Below are 18,388 nucleotides of genomic sequence, written 5' to 3'. Positions count from 1 at the left end.
TAGAAAAGCTGATAAAAACGACTGCCCCTAAAGGTCTTCTAAATGCTCTCGACCAATCACCCGGCTAATTTCTATTTGGTTGCAACTTTCAATTGTACGAAAATAAATTGTGTGCACACCGTACACACTTCTGCGATATCCTGGACGAATGTGAGAGACTTTCGGGTAGGTGGCCGGTGTATGTGCTATCTGATCCAGACGAATTTCTAATCCGCTTAAGTACTTGGTAGCCTGATTGACTCCAAATCGGTCAATACCAAAAAGAAATAGACGTTCAATATCGTCCGCAGCATCTGGCGATAGCTTGTACTTAGCCACGGTTAGCCTTTCTTATTAAGAGCAGCTTGTTTTATGTCTTCAATGCTAAGCTTGCTGTAGCCTTCTTTTTCAATTCTTTGTTCGGCTTGAATCAGTAATGCTCTAGTGCGAATTAAATCGGCCTCTTCTTCTTTACGTCGCTGCCGTATAAGATCATTAATCACTTCACTGTGGCTTGCATACTCTTGGCTTTCAACTTGAAACTTGAGCCACTCTGCATTGGGTTCATTAATACTGATACTTTGACGATTAGCCATATAAAAACTATAGTTTGGTGCGTTATAGGTTCAATTATACACCAATTTTAATAATGCAAAAGCGTCTCGGTTTTAGCGACGTAAACAATAAGCCCCGAACCTTTTAGGTTTGGGTTTTCGTATTTAGTGAAGCAAGTGAGTATTATAGATGTGTGGGGAGTCAAAAGGCACTTTATGCGCCTAAACTACCCCACTATTACATAACTTAGCTAGTAGCAAGGGCAGGATTGCGATTACGCAGTTGTAAATAACTAAGCGCCCACATGATAAACCCACCAAAGAAAAGCATAGCCGATACATAGCCTGTTTCGTTGAAACTAGCGCCCGATGCCAATAGTGCGCCGCCCAGCATTGGGCCAATAGCATTTGCCGTATTAAATGCGCACTGCACAAGCGCACCTATCATTGCATGCCCCGTGGGTGAAACATCTAACAACATCGACTGAATAACGGCGGCTAAGCCCACGCTTGCACCAAGCAGAAATACCGTAAGGTAAAGCCACCAAATATTACTTGCCGCAAACACATATATAACAGACACCCCAACACTGCATAGCAACGCAATACCTGTGGTACGAAGAGGAGATTTGTCAGCCAGTTTACTAATAAACCAATTACCGATAGTGGTACCAATACCAAACATCATCATGGCAATCGAAATGGTTACTTCTGGCGAGTTAGTCACGTTTAATATGGTATCGGCAAGGTAGGTATAAATACAAAACACACCACCAAAGCCAACAAATATGATGCCTGAAATTGACCATACGAGTTTGTTCTTAAGCACGCCAAACTCTTCCCGTAAGTTCGTTGGCGTGGTGACTGGGCTGCTAGGCACGAACATATAAATAAGTGCGATGGTGATGAGCGCAAGGGCCGCGACTAGCGCCATACACACTCGCCAACTCATATTTTGCCCTATCAGGGTTGCCATGGGCACACCGACAATAGTGGCAATAGTTAAACCAGCAAACACCATCGACATATAGCTGGCGCGTTTACCAGCAGGAGCCATACTAGCGGCAATCAATAACGCAGTACCAAAATAAGCGCCGTGGGGCAAACCAGACAATACACGATAAAACACCAACTCTGGCAAGCTAGAGGCGATAGCACTTAAGCCATTAGCTATACACATCATTGCTGCAAAGATGATCAGAGAAGTGCGTCTGTTGGTCTTGTTAGTCAGTAACATAAACGACGGCGCGCCAATGACCACACCAATGGCATAGCCGCTTATTACATTGCCGGCCATTGATGGCGTGACAGCATAAGTTTCGGCGATAAGAGGTAACATCGACATAGATGAAAACTCTGTAAGCCCTAAAACAAATGTGCCCAGCGCCATTACGAAGATAGGCCAAACTACGGCGCTTGGGTTTGAAGGTGATGCAGACATAAATACCTTAAAATTTGATGGTGAGGAATAATGTAAGCCTCAGCAATCACAAATACGTTGTAAGAAATTGCGCGATAGAAAGCAATTAACGTATTTACGTTAACGTTCGATACAGCAACTTGGTGTAGTAGGGATGTTTTGAGCCAAAGGAAACCTAGAGATAAACCGGTATTCGCATTAAGCAATGAATTCTTATTAGGAAAGGTATTATATGCTAGGAATGCATCATATTTCTATTGCTAGCGCCACAGATAGCTTAGTTTTATCGGTCAAGTGCCCAGATAGCTTTTTTAGTTATTCACTCACCGCAACATTTTTGATAGCAATGTAGGAAAAACATAAATTAGTGAGTTACTTTTTCCATCATTAAAAAGTAAGGAAAAGCGCATTCGGATTTGAAAGAGAAATAACCGCGTATGTTTTGTTTTAGCAATTAAAATACCAGTAACAATATAGACGCATCAGCGTAAGGCCAATAAACCTTGTCAGAATCATTGTAAGCTGCGTGAGTTACCTATAAAAAAACCGGCGAAGAAACGCCGGTTTTTGTCTTGACCTTATAAAAAGCAAATTACATTTTATAAGCTACGGTTACATAACCAAAGCGGCCGATATTGTCGTATGTAGCATCGTTTGAACCAGTACCAGTGGTACCCGTAGGCAGTGCACGGTTAAACAGGTTATCAATACCCACGGTTAGGCTGACGCCATTCGCGAAGTTGTAACCTGCGGTCACGTCAGTAACTGCATATGATGGCAGTTCCATACGATTACTCGGGTTAGGGTTGAGAGCTAACTCTTGATTATCGTAAAGGCTTGCACGTTCAATGTAGCGAGTTTTCCAACTTGCTTCCCAGTCACCGCGGCTGTAATTAAGCGTGAATACACCTTGCCAATCAGACTCACCCGCAGTGCCCGCGTATTGGTAAAATAGGTCTGGGTTGTCTTGGAATGGGAACTCTTTGCGATCTTTTAGGTAGGTTGCGATCAGGCTTGTACGAAAGGCACCTTCTAGCGCATCAAAGTCGTAGCCTAGTTCGAAATCTACACCCTTTGCTTCTTGGCCCGCAATGTTCAACGCATAACTGCGAATTTGCGTGATTTCACCTGTTTCTGAATCACGGTCGATAAGGCCGCAATATGGGTTATCTATACCTGTTTCAGAGTCTACGCAACGATCAAGAATAGTTTGACCATCTATGCTGGTAATTGCATCGGTAAGTTCAATTTCCCAATAGTCGACAGTAGCAGTAAAGCCTTCAAACCAACCAGGTGTGTAAACCAAGCCTAGTGTTTTAGAGATAGATTGCTCCGCTTGAAGGTCAATGTTACCACCGTTTACACCTTCCAACGTGGCTGAGTCATACTCAGAGTTAAAATCTGCTGGAACACCTAATGCGTTACAGTTTGCGATACGCTGGTCGGCGTTGGCAAGGTTATCTAGGTTGTCTGTACGGCATGGGTCGTCAACGTTGAAGAACGTTTGGCTAGCTTCGCCGTATAGTTCACTAATATTTGGTGCGCGAAGCGCTGATGATTTAGTCGCTCTCACTCGTAAGTCTTCGAAAACCTGCCAATCTAAACCAAGCTTCCAGCTCTTCGCATTACCAATAGACGAATAGTTAGCAATACGGGCGGCCGTGTCGAACGTCAGCATATCTACGCCTGGAAGGCCTTCAAGTAGCGGTATAGTAAGTTCTGTAAATACTTCAGATACGTCATACTCACCTTTGTCTTCGCCAAGAACATTGAAGAAGGTGCCAACTGCATTATTAGGCTCTTCAATTTCGCTTTTCTCTTTGCGATATTCTACACCTGCGGCAAAACCTACGTAGCCCGCTGGTAACTCATAAATACCAGAGTTCGCAATCGTTGCGCCAGCGTTGTACTGTTCAATTGTGCTGTTACCCACAGAGGTGGTATTCACATAATCAATAGCTTCTTGTGAAGGCTGACCGTAACCCATAATGTTAAGCGGAACACAGCCATCTGCACTGCCTGATGCACAAACAATGTTACCATTGTCGTCTTCAATAGCGTCTATTGCGTTATAGAAGTTCTGAAGAATCAGGTTGTTGCGGTTCTCACGCTCTAGCTCAGTTTTACCGTAGTTTACGAATGCTTCGTAGTTCCACTCATCATTGATGTAACCTTCAACACCAAGTACGTAGCGATAAGTTTCACGCTCGTCCGCCTCTGTACGACGACCTAAGTCGGTCATCATGCGGTTTAGCACGATACTATCAAGATCGTTTGCGTCCATGTACTCAGCAACGCTGTCGTCTAGGAATGCGTTGTTTCGAGAGATAGTCGTTTCATCGCTATAGAAGAAGAAAGCAGGCTGCCCCATAGAAATGGCGCGAGTACGGGCGTATTTAGCTTGCGCGTAAACGGTGGTGTCGTCGTTTAGTGTGTAGTTACCTTTAACATTTACGTTAGTACGGTCAAACTCAGGCTGTAGTTGCGTGAACTGGCCAAGGTTGAAAAAATCGCAGTTAGCGCAGAAAACGCCGTCTACTTGCTCGCCAATATAAATGTCTTTAAGTGAACCGTCAGCGTTGAAAGTTTTGGTTCCATCACCGAACACACCTGCGTTATTTAACACGTAGTAACCGGCGTTAGCCGTGTAGATATCATCAGGGTATGCGGTTGAATCTAGTTGGTCTTCACTGCGCTCGTAACCCATGATGCTTTCAAAACTCATGTTACGATAAGACGTGGCAGTCCACGGGTTGTCTAGCGCATCTAACGATTCTTGTGAGCTATATTCAGCTGCAAAAGCGATGTTACCGCGGTCGTTGTCGAAGTTGAAACCGTAAGACGCTTGATACTTATCGTTCTTATAGCCGTTTTCCTGCGCAAAACCTTGGGTTGCGCTAATGTCGAACCCTTCAATATTCTTTTTAAGAATGAAGTTAACTACACCGGTAACCGCGTCGGCACCGTAAACAGCAGATGCACCACCAGTTACAATTTCAACACGCTCAATCCATGAAGTTGGAATCGTGTTCGTATCAACTGCGGCTGTGCCTGCTGATGAAGATACGTGGCGTTTGCCGTCGACCAACACTAATGTGCGGTCTGTACCCATACCGCGAAGATCTAAAATGTTTAGCCCCGCAGTACCAATAAATTGTCCTGAGTTACCAAGCGAGAACGTGTTAGCTAAAGAGGGCAGTTCATTAAGCACCTCACCAATGTTCATCGCACCTGAGTTAAGCAGTGACTCGCCAGAAATAGCGGTAACCGGCGAAGGTGCAATTGCGCCCTGACGAGAAATACGTGAACCTGTAACTTGAATTTTTTCGACATCGGCGCCACTGGTCGCAGAGTCTTGCGCCAATACGTTGGCGGAGGTCAACGCGACGCTTCCAGCCAATGCTAACCGAACAGCAGTTGCAATATTTTTCATGTGTGTTCCTGGTAAATTAAATTTTCGTGCTTGTTATCAAATAAGGCCAAATTTTAGGCAAGCCTTAAAAGGTTATTTTGTGTTCAAAGTTATACTTGTGTCTAAGAGGGCGCGCATTCTAATGAGCATGAGCAGACGAAATCAATTTTTTACGAAGAAATGAATAACCCTTTTGGGAGTATTAACTTATTGTTGATTTTTATTTAAACATTAGGTTTTTGTTATATGCGGGATTTTTGGTTGAAAAATGAAAAATCTTTAGGTGTTAATTAAACTGGCGGTCAAATTTTGTTTATTTTGCGTAATTTTCATGCAGTAATTTCAGGTGTAAAACTTCAGAAATCCATCTTCTGAATCGGATAAGCTAATATTTAAATTGTTAGTGCGATATTTAACCTGCTTAAGATTAGTTCTGCATTTCATCTTAATACTTGGGCTGCTCATCGCATGGGGAGGAATGTTAATTGAGTTGTTATTAGTTGTTTAAAAAAGAAGGTTTAAATAAGAAGGTTTAAATAAGAAGGTTTAAATAAGAAGGTATAAATAAGAAGGTTTAAATAGGAAGGTTAAGATTACGCTAAAATTATCAGATTGATCATTCTCGTATCGTTCTCTAGTAGGAGAACTAATAAGGCTCAATTAGTAATACCGACCAATGTGTCATTCATAATTTTTCTCATTCTGGTTACTGGGATGATGCTTAAAGTGTATTGTATTTTGGCCGGTTTTTAGAGCCTGGTTATTTCAATCGTCACGTCTACATCTGGGCTCTCATCCCATGAATAGGTATCGGTATTCTCGTACTAACACTTAATAAAACCTTGGAACGTTTAACCGAGTGATAGCACTAATGCCACGAGCTTGGCTATGAAATTTAGTAAATTGAAAAGAGTATAAATAGTTTAATCTTCGTCGAGGGCAGTAAGCGCTTTATCTTTTCTGATTTTGTTAGTGAGGTAATAGTGGGGGGAATTCTGCTACAGCTTTAGGATATAGTGGGCTAGATAGCAAAAAGCCCCTAAAATAGGGGCTTAATACGAATTGGTGGAGCTGGCGGGATTTGAACCCGTAACTATTTTCATGATTTCAATTGCTTAGCTAACTCTCGTCACTGCTAATGTCACCAGAATATTGAGCCGGTACACTACTAAACTTAGTTGACCTTAACAATTGTCCCGCCTGTTCAATGTGAAATTGCTTACATGCCGCCATAACTAGATATCTGACATAGTCGGTTTCAACTAAGGATTGAACAGTATTCTCTACATCCTTTGAAACAGAAGTTATATCAACAGTGAATGAAGAAACTGCCTCGAGAGTTAAGGAGAACGCAATCTCTGAGTCTTCTAAATCATGACCAACAAATCCAGTTAATTCGGATTTAGACTCAAAATGTAATTCGATCACATTATTTTCCGAGTCTTCAGTAGTATCGATTTCTTCAAAATTAATTGCTAAAGAACTTTTAACTAAGCCTTTTTTGTTAGAGACATCTAATCTTTTATCATCGAATGATGAATGTAAGAGCTTTGATCTCAGTAAATCTAATTGAATGTTCATTAGTTAATGGCAGTCCTTTGAATCATAATCAACATTCTTGGCTGAGATTGATTTATTAGCATAACTAAAGGTAGCTTCTTCTCCAAATACTACGTCTTGAGTAGTAGAAGTCCTTGTGATGTGCGTAACATTCAAATTGATCACATCTCTAGTTATCAATTTTTCCTCGCAGGCTTTTTTGATAAAGTCATTAATTTTAATGCCCATCCTTTCGGATTGATAAGCAACCTGCCTGTGCAAGTCATTACCAAGCCGAACATTGAGTGAACCTTTAAATGTTTTATCTGGTTCAGCTCCTAATTCTTCACAAATTATCAAATAATCATCAACAGCACTTTTAAACTCTGCTTCTAGTTCCAATACTGTATCACCTGAAAAGGTAACTAGATCGTTAATATATAATATTTTCCCATAAAGATTTTTCTTATGAAGACACGTTTCTATTGAGCCTATGTACCCTTTATAATCTAAAACGTTCATATCGCACCTCTACAAATATCCATATTCTTTCAACTTCTGTACAACATCATTAAGTGCACTTTGACAAACGGGATCACTGCCGTGCGGCTTATGAAGGATAATTTTATTCATTGATTCATCGAAGAAAATAATCCTACTCCCGCTGGTTTTCCCTCTATTGTGTAATGTAAAACCGAGATTTTGTAAAAAGCTACTGAGTTTAGAAAATCTGCAGTCGCTCGGTACCGGTATTCTTTGTATGTAAATCTTGAATTTGTCTTGACTTCCCACTTCCGTACTCGCATCGGTTCCATGTGATAATAGTGCAACTAAAAAATAGTTGCAAAGAATTTGTTGTGTTCTTGTGCCGAATCGTACAAGAAATACGACTAAATAACTAAGACTCGTTTATCCATCTTCCATAAACTTTTCGAATCATTCCCCAATCAGCATGACCCATTTGCTTTGCAACCCACATAGGATTTTTGCCAGATGATAGCATCATTGATGCATAAGTATGCCTACATTGGTAAGGGTAACGATAAGGAATATTTAGCTTTTTAAGAGCAGGTTTCCAAGTGTATTTACGTAACCCGTCAGCATATTTGTACTCTTTCATAGTCTTTGGGTCAATAAATACTCTTTTCGAATTAAAGAACTTTGATGATTCTATTGATGTAAGAGCCTGTAATGCCAAGCAGTGCAATTCTATAGTTCGAATGCTTCCAGCAGTTTTAGGTACTTTCTCTTTTCCAGAAGTAATATTAACCCGTATGTGTGCCAAACGTTTTTCTATATCAACGTCTTCCCAACGAAGTCCAAGTAATTCACCAGTCCGCAAGCCTGTATAAAATGCAAATTGAAAAAACTCTTTATAGGGGGACTGTAACGCATTAAGTATTTTTTTGATCTCAGACTTATTGAAGGGCTTTGGTTCATTAATTTTTTGTTTGTACCTTTCAATGCGTTCGACTGGATTTGAGTCGATTACACCATCAAAGTATGCACGCTTGAAGATCTGACTAAGCACATTGCGAGTTTCATTAATTGATTTACCAGAGAGTAAGCATTCAGATGCCCATTCATCAAACATACTAGCTTTAAACTCATTTAAAATCAGGTGTCCCCAATTAGGCTTAATGTATGAATTGTATTTTTGTGTATAGCCCCGAATAGTTGTATGTGACCAGTTTCGCTGCTTTTGTTTAAACCAAATGTTTGAATAATCGTGAATAGTGTAAGTACAGCCATTATCAAAAGCTTTTTGCATTATCTTGCTGTTGGGAAAGCGACTCGCAATTGCTTTGTCGTTTAGTGAAATCGCCATCTTGTAAATAGCTTCTTGTTCCTCAATTCTTTTTGCAGCGGTTTTATTATGTGGGGCGGGTATCGTTTCTCTGAATCTTTCATGGTTAAGAGTGAAGTCTATTACATATCCGCCGTTTACAGCTTTAACACTCATTTTGTTATTCTCCTTTCATCCATTGGTAAATCATTTCAACGATAAAAATCAATCTGCCATCAGGCGCTTTTAGATAATGCCGCTGTTTTATCCAAACACCTTTTTTCACCTTCATTCGAATTGCTTCTTTTGAATATCCTGTCATTTCAGAAAGTTTGTCTGTTGTTACTAATCCGCTCATAAATTTGTACTCCCGTATAAACGAAGTACTAGATTGGTCTTGATTGGTCTGCTAAAACAGGGGGCATACGGGTTACATACGGGTAGTGAAAATATGGAAGTTGTTGAAAAACAGGATGTTGAAGATCTAGAGAAGTCGTTAGACGTAGCGTTGCAGTTTTTTAGTGTTCACCTACCGAACATAGTTGGTGAAGAAATTGGGGCTTTTCTAATAGAACAAACTCATCGATTGATTCGACAAAATGCGGCTGATGAATCCCATTTTTACTTTACTGCTGCAGAAATATATAAGTCTATGAATGGGCAAGACGATTCAGAGAAAGCAAGACGCTGGATGAAAGGGCATGAAGAAAAACTCTCAAAGCTTTTTGCTCAAACATCTTCATTGAACGCATTACTTACAGAAAAAAATTTAAGCCCACTTAGACTAGAGCGCGTGAATTCGAAAGGTGGCATTCCTACGAAGTGGAGAATTCGCACTGGTTCTGTGAAATCGACTGGTACAGGAAATTCAAATGCCCTAAAGGTGCGGTACGTCGTCACACATATTGATGATGCATTGCCATGGGCTAAACCTTTTTCCAATCTGATTCTAACTCCAAGAAAGCTTATATTAGTTGCAATAGGTTTACTGACGTCGATTGTACTAACACTCTACACGCTTATTGGATTGGTAGAGTGGGGCAGCAAGACGACTAATACATGTGTGGTTATTTTTGGCATAGTTGCAGGTATCATTTTCAAGACGCTGCACGAGTTACTTAATAAAGGGATAACGACATATCCTGCATTTTGGTCTAAAAAATTAGCAAAAAATAAGCTACTAACGATTAACGCGACAGGACAAACTAACGCACCTATATGCATGAAAGCAGTTACGATTGAAGCGAAATGCTCAGTTTGTGGGGAAGACCTACTAATTGAAAAGAGCAGAGAGTTTCATAATAGGTTCGTTGGAAAGTGCAGGGTGGCACCGTCAGAACATGTGTTTTCTTTTGACCATATAACGAAGGAGGGAACATTCCTTCGTTAAAAACAAGACCGTATTTTTAAAGATCATTATGAATAATGCGTTGCGGTTTATATGAATTCGGGTTTGCTGTGGAATCTGATAGCGCCATGCTCGATACGTGAATATTCAAAAGCCTCATCTAATGAACCGAACGGTCCAGCCATTTGCACATTAGAGCATTCACCAGAAGTAACGATAACCATGCCGCTAATAAAGGCGTCAGTGTTATGCATTTCATTCAGTGTATTTGCTTTTCGGCTATCTAATGTCATTACTAAACAGCAGAGGCCATCTGTAGATAAATCAAATGGTGACTCTTCGGGCAAGCGTTCTCGTGAATAACCGAGAAATTGCTGCTCTGACATAGATAGCGGAGTACTGCTTTCCCGAGTAACATTTTTATTAGCGCAGCAATGCTTGTATTTCTTGTTGCTCCCACATGGGCATTTATCATTTCTACCAATTTTCATATTTGTCTCTAGTTTGTTTTGTTCAGTACAGTTATTTACACAAGTCCAAGATGCCTTCGGCTTTTGGGGCTTTCCCCTCACGGGAAATCCCCAGTCGCCTTCGGCTACCCCCTGAGCCTTCGTCGACAGCCCGTCCTTCCCGTTGGGAGGGCGGGCTGTCAACTCGTTCAGCGGGTGACGAAAAGAGCTGCCAGTTTTTATCTGGTATAGCGTATGTGCCTTCAGTGAAACGGATGTGTTTTGGCTTTTGGTTGTAAGCGTGTTTTGAAAGGGTGCTTAATTCACAATGTTGATACTGCGTTTTAATTTGATTTTCATACTCGAGGGAGAAAGGGCGTTCTATACGCTTCACGTTTGCGCCACCCATCATTATTAAATAAGAAAGCCAATCAGATTCATCTGCCGCTTTTTGAAGCTTTCCTAATGGTGTGTCACTACTTTCTAATTCTAACTTTCTTAACTGTCGCCATAACGTAACCGAAGGCAGCCCTAAAAATTGAAACTGCCTTATATTGTATAGTGATGCCCAAGCAGTGATTTTTGATGCAGACTGTTTCGCATCGTTGCCGTAGTTGTCGGTATCTAGAAATTCACCATCAATATTTTTACAAATGTATTTAGCGATATAGTCTTGCGCTGAACCCTTTTCAGGATCTATTGGCTCTGCTTTGAATCTATTTTTGTCCGCGCCGGATTCGTCGGCATCATCTTCCATTGCATAATGCCTTAAAATGCTTGTTACACGTGCCAACTGTTCTGGCGGTGTGAATAGCAATAAATGCCAATGTGGTGTGCCGTCATGGTGTGGCTCAACAACACGCAAGCCGAACACTTCTATTCCTTCGCGATGGAACTGTGCTCTAGCTTTGCGCCATTGGGCATTAAGATACTCATTAGCATCTTTAACAGAATAATTTAAATATTTAGGGTTCGGCTTACCCGATTGGTAGTGTGAATGGAACTTGGATGGTGTGGTGATGGTATAAAAGCACCCCACATGGTTTAGCAGTTTAGAATACTCTTCCGTTCCCTTTATTCGAACCATCAATTCGGCTCTTCTTACTTCAGGATTAGATACGTTTGCCTGATAAGCATCCAGCATAGAAATAAACTCACCATCAGCACTGCAGAACCATTTAGATTTCATAAACTCAAGGGCTTGCTCTTTTTCCCACTTAAATTGGCGCAATCGGTCACTACTGCAATAAGCACTTTTTTTCTGATTCACTAAATCTAACTGTCGACGTATTTCTTCTACTTTTTGGCTGGCAATTCGTTTCAGCTTGTTGAACCAAAATTTCTCTGAACGCGCTTGAATAATGCCCTCAGTGGCTGAAATGTCGTCAGGAAGACTGATGTTGTATTTAAGTAGTTTGGCTTTGCATAGACAGAGTGCGTGGGCTTCACTTAAATCGGCGGTATCGCGCAAGCATTCCATAGCTTTCGATTTAGCAAAGGCTTTGAGTTCTTTGATGTCAGAAGTTAGGTTTAGATCTGCTAAGTGAAGGTGTTTATTTAGGCTGGAAAGGAAGCGGTTGGCTTGTACATAGTCATGTTGTTTAGAAAGCTTGAGGTACTTATGCGCAGCGTCATAAGCAAGAGGGGATATGAAATCGAATATTTTTTTGCGAAAAAGGTGACATTCACGTGTACCAATACCACTTGTCAATTCATTAGGGCAGGTGACAGTCTCGCGACAGTCGAGTACAGATTCACGACACTTTTGAGCCCTATTTAGACCCTGAGAGACCGAATTAGTAGAAAGTGATGATTCGCTGGAAGCAGCGTTATTAGAGGGATAGAGCGGTCTAGAAGGTTCTAGACCGCATCTGGAATTGGTGGAGCTGGCGGGATTTGAACCCGCGTCCAGAAAATGTCTACCTTTGGTACTACATGCTTAGTTTGTCTTTTCTTTAACTACTTTAGACCCCGACAAACAGGGTTCTTGGTAGCTGTCCCGATACTATTTCGCGGTTCAACCTCAGGAGAGTTTCCCTCGCTAGTTTGCTTGGATGACCTTCCGAATCCACGCTAGCAAACAAAGCTGTGGTGGAAGGGCCTATACCGGTTATTAAGCGGCTAGTGCGTAGTTTTCGTCGTTTGCGACTATTTGTATGCGGCTTTTTTAAGAGGCCAGCCGCACCTCTGCATGCACCTCCGGCTTCCAAGATCCTGTCGAATCCTAATCAGCCCCGAGTGTGAAAGCGCAGTATAACATAACTTGCTTGCGGTTAAATGATTTCTTTATATTTTGCTTTCAAAAGATGCATTTATCGGCGATAACCATTAAAGTGTACCGGCTTAAAATTACAATTGATGTGCCAATGCCTTCAGACTCAATAATATATACCCCTTATACCTTACCTTGCGGGGTAGTGGTACGTAATCGTCTCGTAAAAGCGGCGATGGAAGAGAACATGTCGAGTGCGGGCAGTCTTCCTGGTAGTGCGCTGTATACCCTTTATCGGTACTGGGCGCATGGGAACTTGGGCATGGTTATTACGGGCAACGTGATGGTCGATCGCGAGTCGATGACAGGCCCAGGTGGTGTTGTACTAGATAAAAACTCTCCCTTAGAGCCGTTCGAGCGCTGGGCTAAAATTATCAAATCCAATGGCGCGTTAGCGGTGATGCAAATTAATCACCCTGGTCGTCAGGTATTTAAAGCCATGCAGGGTAAAGCCATTGCGCCCTCGGCTGTACCTCTTAAGATGGGTAAACACTCAAAACTGTTTGCCGTTCCAAAAGAAATGACTTGCCAAGACATTCACGATGTGTGCAAACGCTTTGTTGAAACGGCAGTGCAAGCGCAAAAAGCGGGTTTTGATGGCGTTGAAATTCACGCGGCCCATGGTTATCTACTCACCCAATTTTTATCGCCACTAACCAATCAGCGACAAGACGAGTGGGGCGGTTCTATTATTAATCGTGCACGTTTACTGATTAATATTGTTAGCCAAATTCGCGCGGTATGCCCAAGTGGCTTTATTGTTATGGTTAAACTTAATTCTGCTGATTTTCAGCGCAATGGGTTTAGTTTTGATGATGCCTGTGAAGTGGTACGCCGTTTAGAGGCGCTAGGTGTTGATGTGGTGGAATTGTCAGGCGGTAGTTATGAAGCGCCAGCCATGCAAGGGCAAACTCGAGACGATACTACCCTTGCTCGTGAAGCATATTTTCTTGAATTTGCGCACACCCTTGAAACCAAAACCGATATTCCGTTAATGACAACGGGCGGTATAAAGCGGGCTGAAGTTGCTGAAAAAGTGATTCAGCAAGGTTGTTCTTTGGTGGGGTTAGCCAGTGCGTTGGCCATTACGCCTGATTTAGCCAAGAAGTGGCAGCAAGAATGGCGTTATTCGGGTGTTATTCCGCACTGTACGTGGAAAGATAAGTCATTAGCAAGTTTAGCAAACATGGCTATGGTTCGCCGTCAGTTAAGGCGTTTAGGTAATAACTTAACAACTCTGCGTTCGCCTTCGCCATTGTGGAGCTTGGTACTTGATATGATGCATCGCAAGTCGATGACTAAGCGTGATGTTAATGCTAAAAATGGTAGTGTTCAGCTTACTAGTCAAGAAAGCAGTAATGACAAAAATGTTACCGCTAGTTCAGCTAGTGCAAGTAATGTTAGTGCAGACCAGTCCAGTAAATAGCCCAATAACTAATCCAATAGATAGAGGGGCAGCTAAAAGAAAAACACAGCGTTAAACGCTGTGTTTCATCATTCTTTCTTTCTGACGTTGCCAGTCTTGATCTTTCAATGAGTCTCGTTTGTCTCGCTCATGCTTACCTTTGGCAAGATTGATTTCTAACTTAACCCAGCATTTCTTCCAATACATGGCCGTGGCTACAATAGAGTAACCTTGTCTGTCTCTTGCACCCATTAGTCGGTCTAGTTCGCGCTTTTTCAATAACAATTTACGCGCACGTTCGGGTTCACACACAACGTGAGTAGATGCTTGGTTTAACGGGCTTATGCGACAACCTACCAAATAAGCTTCGGCATTTTGAATAATCACATAGCAATCGGAAATGTTAACTTTACCTGAGCGGATACTTTTTATTTCCCAGCCTTGAAGCTGAATACCTGCTTCAAATTTGTCCTCTAGGAAATAGTCGTGGCGCGCTTTTTTATTTTGCGCGATGGTACCGGTGGTGTTTTTGTTGGCTTTATTCTTTTTCATGCTCGCTATTATACTGATTGTCGTAAGAATGTCTGTATACCTATAGCAATATTTATTAGTTCATTTACTAATATTAATTAGTGCAAAAAGGTATTGTGACCTTACATAACGATGTGGGGGCGAAACGGGAAAAGCGAAGACGAGAGAAGGGTTTTTTCTGTGGTATTTTTTCTATGGTATAATGCGCCTTTCGGTATTTATATAGTGAAGTACATGGCGAGTATACAACGCAGTGCATTGGTAGCACACAGCGCCCAGGCTATGTTCGACTTGGTAAATGATGTTGCGGCTTACCCGCAGTTCTTACCAGGTTGTCGAGACAGCAAGGTTTTAGAAGCATCTGGTGAAAACATGAAAGCCTCATTGTTAGTGGCAAAAGCAGGCATTAAGCAGTGGTTCACTACCCATAACGAACTTGAACCAGGTAAGCGTATTGATATGCAGCTTGTCGATGGGCCGTTTCGCTATTTAACCGGCGGTTGGACGTTTTCAGCGTTATCTGACGAAGCCTGTAAAATAGAGTTAAACCTTGAATTTGAATTTACCAATAAGTTAGTAGAAATGGCGTTTGGCAAAATCTTCAATAACTTGGCAGCGAATATGGTTGTTGCGTTCACTGAACGTGCTAGGAGTGTTTACGCGTGAGTGAAGGCTTAATGCATATTGAAGTGGCTTATGCACTTCCTACTAAGCAGTCTTTGGTTGATGTGTCGATAGAAGAGGGGGCAACCGTAGAAGAGGTGATTCAAGCTTCAAATCTGTTAAATGAATACCCAGATATCGATTTATCGAGCACCAAAGTAGGCATTTGGAGCCGCGTGGTTAAATTGCGCGACACGGTCAAAGATGGCGACAGAATAGAAATTTACCGCCCACTTATTGCCGACCCGAAAGAAATTAGAAAACGCCGCGCTGAAAAAGCCAAAGAAGAAGGCCGCGCCGATAAAGTGACTGGCGGCAGGGTTAATCCTCTGAAAGCTGCGGATAAAAATACTGACTAAAGCGTTAGTCACAACCCTTGGTTGGAAACTGAGGGTATGGGCACTAAAGGTTTTAAATGTTTCCGTGAGTACAAATAAAAACAGCCGGCATATGCCGGCTGTTTTGTTTTTGTTTATCGCAAATGTGCTTAAGCGAAATAACCTATTAACGATTTTAGTTAGGTTTTTCCGAAATACTACCAAGCTCAAGAAATGGTGATGCGTCAATATCTTCTGCATCCATCATGCTCGCAATTCGCTGAACAGTAGCAACCATTTGGCTTTGCTCCCATTCTTTAAGCTGCGAAAAACGTTCCACAAAGTGTTCTTGAAGTGGGCGAGGAGCATTCACAACTGCTACCTTTCCTTTCTCAGTAAGGAATACGCCAACTTTGCGCTTATCCTGTGTACTTCGAATACGGGTTGCTAAATCTCTGCCTTCTAGGCGATCAAGAATATTGGTAATGGTCGCAGGGCTCAGGTTTATGTTTTCAGCGATTTCTCGCACCATAATACCCGGCTTCTCTTGAATATTTTGCATTACCAATAATTGTGGGCCTGTTAGCCCAACATGCTTGCTCAATTGCTTGCTGCGTAGGTCTACGGCGCGGATCACGCGCCGTAGAGCAACTAACAATTCTTCTTCTTTTCGCATTTTATTCCTAATAAATCTGCAACCCTCACCCAAACTAGTTAAGCAAATGGATAAAGTGTTGATGCTTTTGAAATTGATCAATAACGTCATTAATAACTGAGATCTTCGACCATCCCATAATGTCGTAGTTTTGACCACCTTCACTTAAATGAACTTCTGCGCGATAGTACGTGGGCTTTTCGCCTTCGTCTACCTCTGGCATGTCACTCGGGCCAAATTCTGGCTGATGAGTAACCGAAGGGTACACTGCGTATACAAAATCAGGATCGCTTCCCATAGTGACGGTTAACATTAACGCCTCTTCGGTTTCATCAATCACGATTTCAAATTGCTGTGTTTCGAACTCTTTCCCAACTTCAGTCATTGCGGGTTTCACAATTTTCTGTAAATAGCGCCTAACTGCCGCTTCATCGGGAAAGGTCACTATGTTTTCTAATCGGTCTTTCCAGTTTTTATCACCGTCATTATGCTGCGGCGTTCCGGCAAGCACTTGTAAACTTTCACGCTTATAGGCTTCAACCCGTAGCGCTTTCAATAGCCCCGCTATCGCTATGAGTAACACGATTGCAAAGGGCAACGCCGAGGCAATTGTCATGGTTTGAAGTGCCCCCAAACCACCCGCATAAAGTAAAACCGCACTTATCACACCTACACCAACAGCCCAGTAAATTCGCTGCCACAACGGTGTGTCGTTTCGACCATGCGAACATAGCATGTCTACTACCATTGCCCCAGAATCGCACGATGTTACAAAGAACACGATTACCATTATTACGGCAATAAAGCTTAATATCGATGAGAACGGGAACTGCTCTAAGAATACAAATAGCGCGACAGCACTATCCTCGTTGACCATGGTGGCTAATATGTCCTTACCATGCACTAGTACTTGGTCGATAGCACCATTACCAAATACAGTCATCCAGAAAAGCGTGAAGGCAGATGGGATGAGTAACACACCCAAGATAAATTCTCGAATAGTACGGCCGTATGATATACGCGCAATAAACAAGCCTACGAAAGGTGCCCAGGCTAACCACCAGCCCCAGTAGAAGATGGTCCAGCCACCAATCCAATCGGTTTTATCATAGGCAAATAAGTTGAACGTATTTCTAACTAAATCAGATAAGTACGCCCCCGTATTTTGCATATAGGCTTGCAGTAAAAATACGGTTGGGCCCAATACTAGAACAATAAGAAGCAGTAAAATGGCTAAAACCATATTGGTTTCAGACAGAATACGAATACCTTTATCTAGTCCTGTTGCTACAGAGATGACGGCTAAGCCGATAACCGCTGCCATAATTATTATTTGAACAGTGGTATTTGAAGGTAAGCCGAATAAGTAATTAAAGCCTGCATTAACTTGTGATGCGCCTAACCCTAGTGATGTTGAAACACCAAACACGGTAGAGGTAACGGCAAAAATATCGACAACATGGCCTGGCCATCCGTAAATTCTGTCACCAATTAACGGGTACAGGGCAGAACGTAAGGTTAGCGGTAAGTTCTGTCGATACGCAAAATAGGCCAATATTAAAGCCACCACAGCATAAATTGCCCAAGCATGCACACCCCAATGGAAAAAGGTCGTTTTCATTGCTTCGCGCACAGCATCAATACTCTCAGCTTGCGCCGTCGGTGGGGCTAAAAAGTGCATTAGGGGCTCGGCGACGCCAAAAAACATAAGTCCAATACCCATACCCGCAGCAAAAAGCATAGATAGCCAAGTAGTGAACTTAAATTCTGGTAAGGCGTGGTCGGGGCCTAGTTTTATATCGCCATAGCGAGACATGCCCAGATAAACCACAAATAACAATACAATGGCTACTGTAAGTACATAAAACCAGCTGCCATTAGTCACAATGACTGATTGTATAGTTTTGAAAAGTGAATCTGCAGTTTCAGGCAAAGCTGCTGCAAAAATGAGCAGGCAAGCTATGATTATAGAAGACGTGTAAAATACGGGTTTATTTAAAGGTGATGTGTTCTCAGTTTCGCTCACGCTAGTACTAGTCCTTTCTCTTATCTGTCGAC

General features: G+C 42.1%; 17 protein-coding genes and 1 other RNA gene. 4 read left to right on the top strand and 14 right to left on the bottom strand.

Annotated elements, in window-relative coordinates; all coding sequences use genetic code 11:
* Window positions 1–27 precede the first annotated feature (27 nt).
* The 8 genes from J5X92_RS04755 to J5X92_RS04715 form a co-directional block, all read right to left on the bottom strand.
* A complete protein-coding gene (locus J5X92_RS04755) occupies window positions 28–318 on the bottom strand; it encodes a type II toxin-antitoxin system RelE/ParE family toxin (RefSeq protein WP_013783865.1) in 291 nt (96 codons plus the stop codon).
* 2 nt (window positions 319–320) lie between these two features.
* Window positions 321–575, bottom strand: coding sequence for a hypothetical protein (locus tag J5X92_RS04750; RefSeq protein ID WP_013783866.1), 255 nt, complete (start codon window positions 573–575; stop codon window positions 321–323).
* A gap of 205 nt (window positions 576–780) precedes the next feature.
* Window positions 781–1,974 (bottom strand): MFS transporter, encoded by a 1,194-nt coding sequence (locus tag J5X92_RS04745; RefSeq protein WP_013783867.1) that lies wholly within the window; start codon window positions 1,972–1,974, stop codon window positions 781–783.
* A 571-nt stretch (window positions 1,975–2,545) separates the two neighbouring features.
* Complete coding sequence (locus J5X92_RS04740; protein ID WP_126872363.1) at window positions 2,546–5,386, bottom strand: TonB-dependent receptor; 2,841 nt, start codon at window positions 5,384–5,386, stop codon at window positions 2,546–2,548.
* A 1,098-nt stretch (window positions 5,387–6,484) separates the two neighbouring features.
* On the bottom strand, window positions 6,485–6,946 hold the full coding sequence (locus J5X92_RS04735; RefSeq protein WP_013783870.1) for a hypothetical protein: 462 nt from the start codon (window positions 6,944–6,946) through the stop codon (window positions 6,485–6,487).
* Between the two features lie 3 nt (window positions 6,947–6,949).
* Window positions 6,950–7,426 carry a type II toxin-antitoxin system HicB family antitoxin gene (locus J5X92_RS04730; protein WP_013783871.1) on the bottom strand — a complete coding sequence of 159 codons (477 nt, stop codon included), beginning with the start codon at window positions 7,424–7,426 and terminating at the stop codon, window positions 6,950–6,952.
* Between the two features lie 376 nt (window positions 7,427–7,802).
* Window positions 7,803–8,867, bottom strand: a complete 1,065-nt coding sequence (locus tag J5X92_RS04720) for a site-specific integrase (RefSeq protein WP_013783872.1) — start codon at window positions 8,865–8,867, stop codon at window positions 7,803–7,805.
* A 4-nt stretch (window positions 8,868–8,871) separates the two neighbouring features.
* Window positions 8,872–9,048 (bottom strand): hypothetical protein, encoded by a 177-nt coding sequence (locus J5X92_RS04715; RefSeq protein WP_013783873.1) that lies wholly within the window; start codon window positions 9,046–9,048, stop codon window positions 8,872–8,874.
* Window positions 9,049–9,141: 93 nt separating this feature from the next.
* On the opposite strand from J5X92_RS04715, the gene J5X92_RS04710 reads away from it, so the two are divergent.
* Window positions 9,142–10,080, top strand: a complete 939-nt coding sequence (locus tag J5X92_RS04710; protein ID WP_126872362.1) for a hypothetical protein — start codon at window positions 9,142–9,144, stop codon at window positions 10,078–10,080.
* A 47-nt stretch (window positions 10,081–10,127) separates the two neighbouring features.
* On the opposite strand, the gene J5X92_RS04705 is transcribed toward J5X92_RS04710, so the two are convergent.
* The 3 genes from J5X92_RS04705 to ssrA form a co-directional block, all read right to left on the bottom strand.
* On the bottom strand, window positions 10,128–10,424 hold the full coding sequence (locus J5X92_RS04705) for a hypothetical protein (RefSeq protein ID WP_013783875.1): 297 nt from the start codon (window positions 10,422–10,424) through the stop codon (window positions 10,128–10,130).
* Between the two features lie 136 nt (window positions 10,425–10,560).
* The gene (locus J5X92_RS04700; protein ID WP_126872361.1) at window positions 10,561–12,198 is read right to left on the bottom strand and encodes a replication endonuclease; all 1,638 of its coding nucleotides are present in this window, start codon (window positions 12,196–12,198) and stop codon (window positions 10,561–10,563) included.
* 167 nt (window positions 12,199–12,365) lie between these two features.
* Window positions 12,366–12,723: a transfer-messenger RNA gene (gene ssrA / locus J5X92_RS04695) on the bottom strand.
* A gap of 130 nt (window positions 12,724–12,853) precedes the next feature.
* Between ssrA and J5X92_RS04690 the strand changes: the two genes are divergently transcribed.
* Window positions 12,854–14,185: an NADH:flavin oxidoreductase/NADH oxidase family protein gene (locus J5X92_RS04690; RefSeq protein ID WP_244360232.1), complete on the top strand. Its 1,332-nt coding sequence runs from the start codon at window positions 12,854–12,856 to the stop codon at window positions 14,183–14,185.
* 51 nt (window positions 14,186–14,236) lie between these two features.
* Here the strand turns inward: J5X92_RS04690 and smpB are convergent, their stop codons facing one another.
* Window positions 14,237–14,716: an SsrA-binding protein SmpB gene (gene smpB / locus J5X92_RS04685; RefSeq protein ID WP_013783878.1), complete on the bottom strand. Its 480-nt coding sequence runs from the start codon at window positions 14,714–14,716 to the stop codon at window positions 14,237–14,239.
* 213 nt (window positions 14,717–14,929) lie between these two features.
* Between smpB and J5X92_RS04680 the strand changes: the two genes are divergently transcribed.
* A complete protein-coding gene (locus J5X92_RS04680; protein ID WP_013783879.1) occupies window positions 14,930–15,361 on the top strand; it encodes a type II toxin-antitoxin system RatA family toxin in 432 nt (143 codons plus the stop codon).
* Complete coding sequence (locus J5X92_RS04675; RefSeq protein WP_126872359.1) at window positions 15,358–15,717, top strand: RnfH family protein; 360 nt, start codon at window positions 15,358–15,360, stop codon at window positions 15,715–15,717. Before J5X92_RS04680 ends, J5X92_RS04675 begins: the two co-directional genes overlap by 4 nt.
* 154 nt (window positions 15,718–15,871) lie before the next feature.
* Here J5X92_RS04675 and J5X92_RS04670 read toward each other — a convergent pair whose 3' ends face one another.
* Entirely contained in the window at window positions 15,872–16,351 is a 480-nt protein-coding gene (locus J5X92_RS04670) for a MarR family transcriptional regulator (protein WP_057791558.1), read from the bottom strand.
* A gap of 34 nt (window positions 16,352–16,385) precedes the next feature.
* Complete coding sequence (betT, locus tag J5X92_RS04665) at window positions 16,386–18,356, bottom strand: choline BCCT transporter BetT (RefSeq protein WP_208804829.1); 1,971 nt, start codon at window positions 18,354–18,356, stop codon at window positions 16,386–16,388.
* Window positions 18,357–18,388 lie beyond the last annotated feature (32 nt).

The organism is Alteromonas sp. K632G (assembly GCF_017653625.1).
Classification (GTDB): Bacteria; Pseudomonadota; Gammaproteobacteria; order Enterobacterales; family Alteromonadaceae; genus Alteromonas; species Alteromonas naphthalenivorans.
This window is presented reverse-complemented; position numbering and strand designations above follow the sequence as displayed.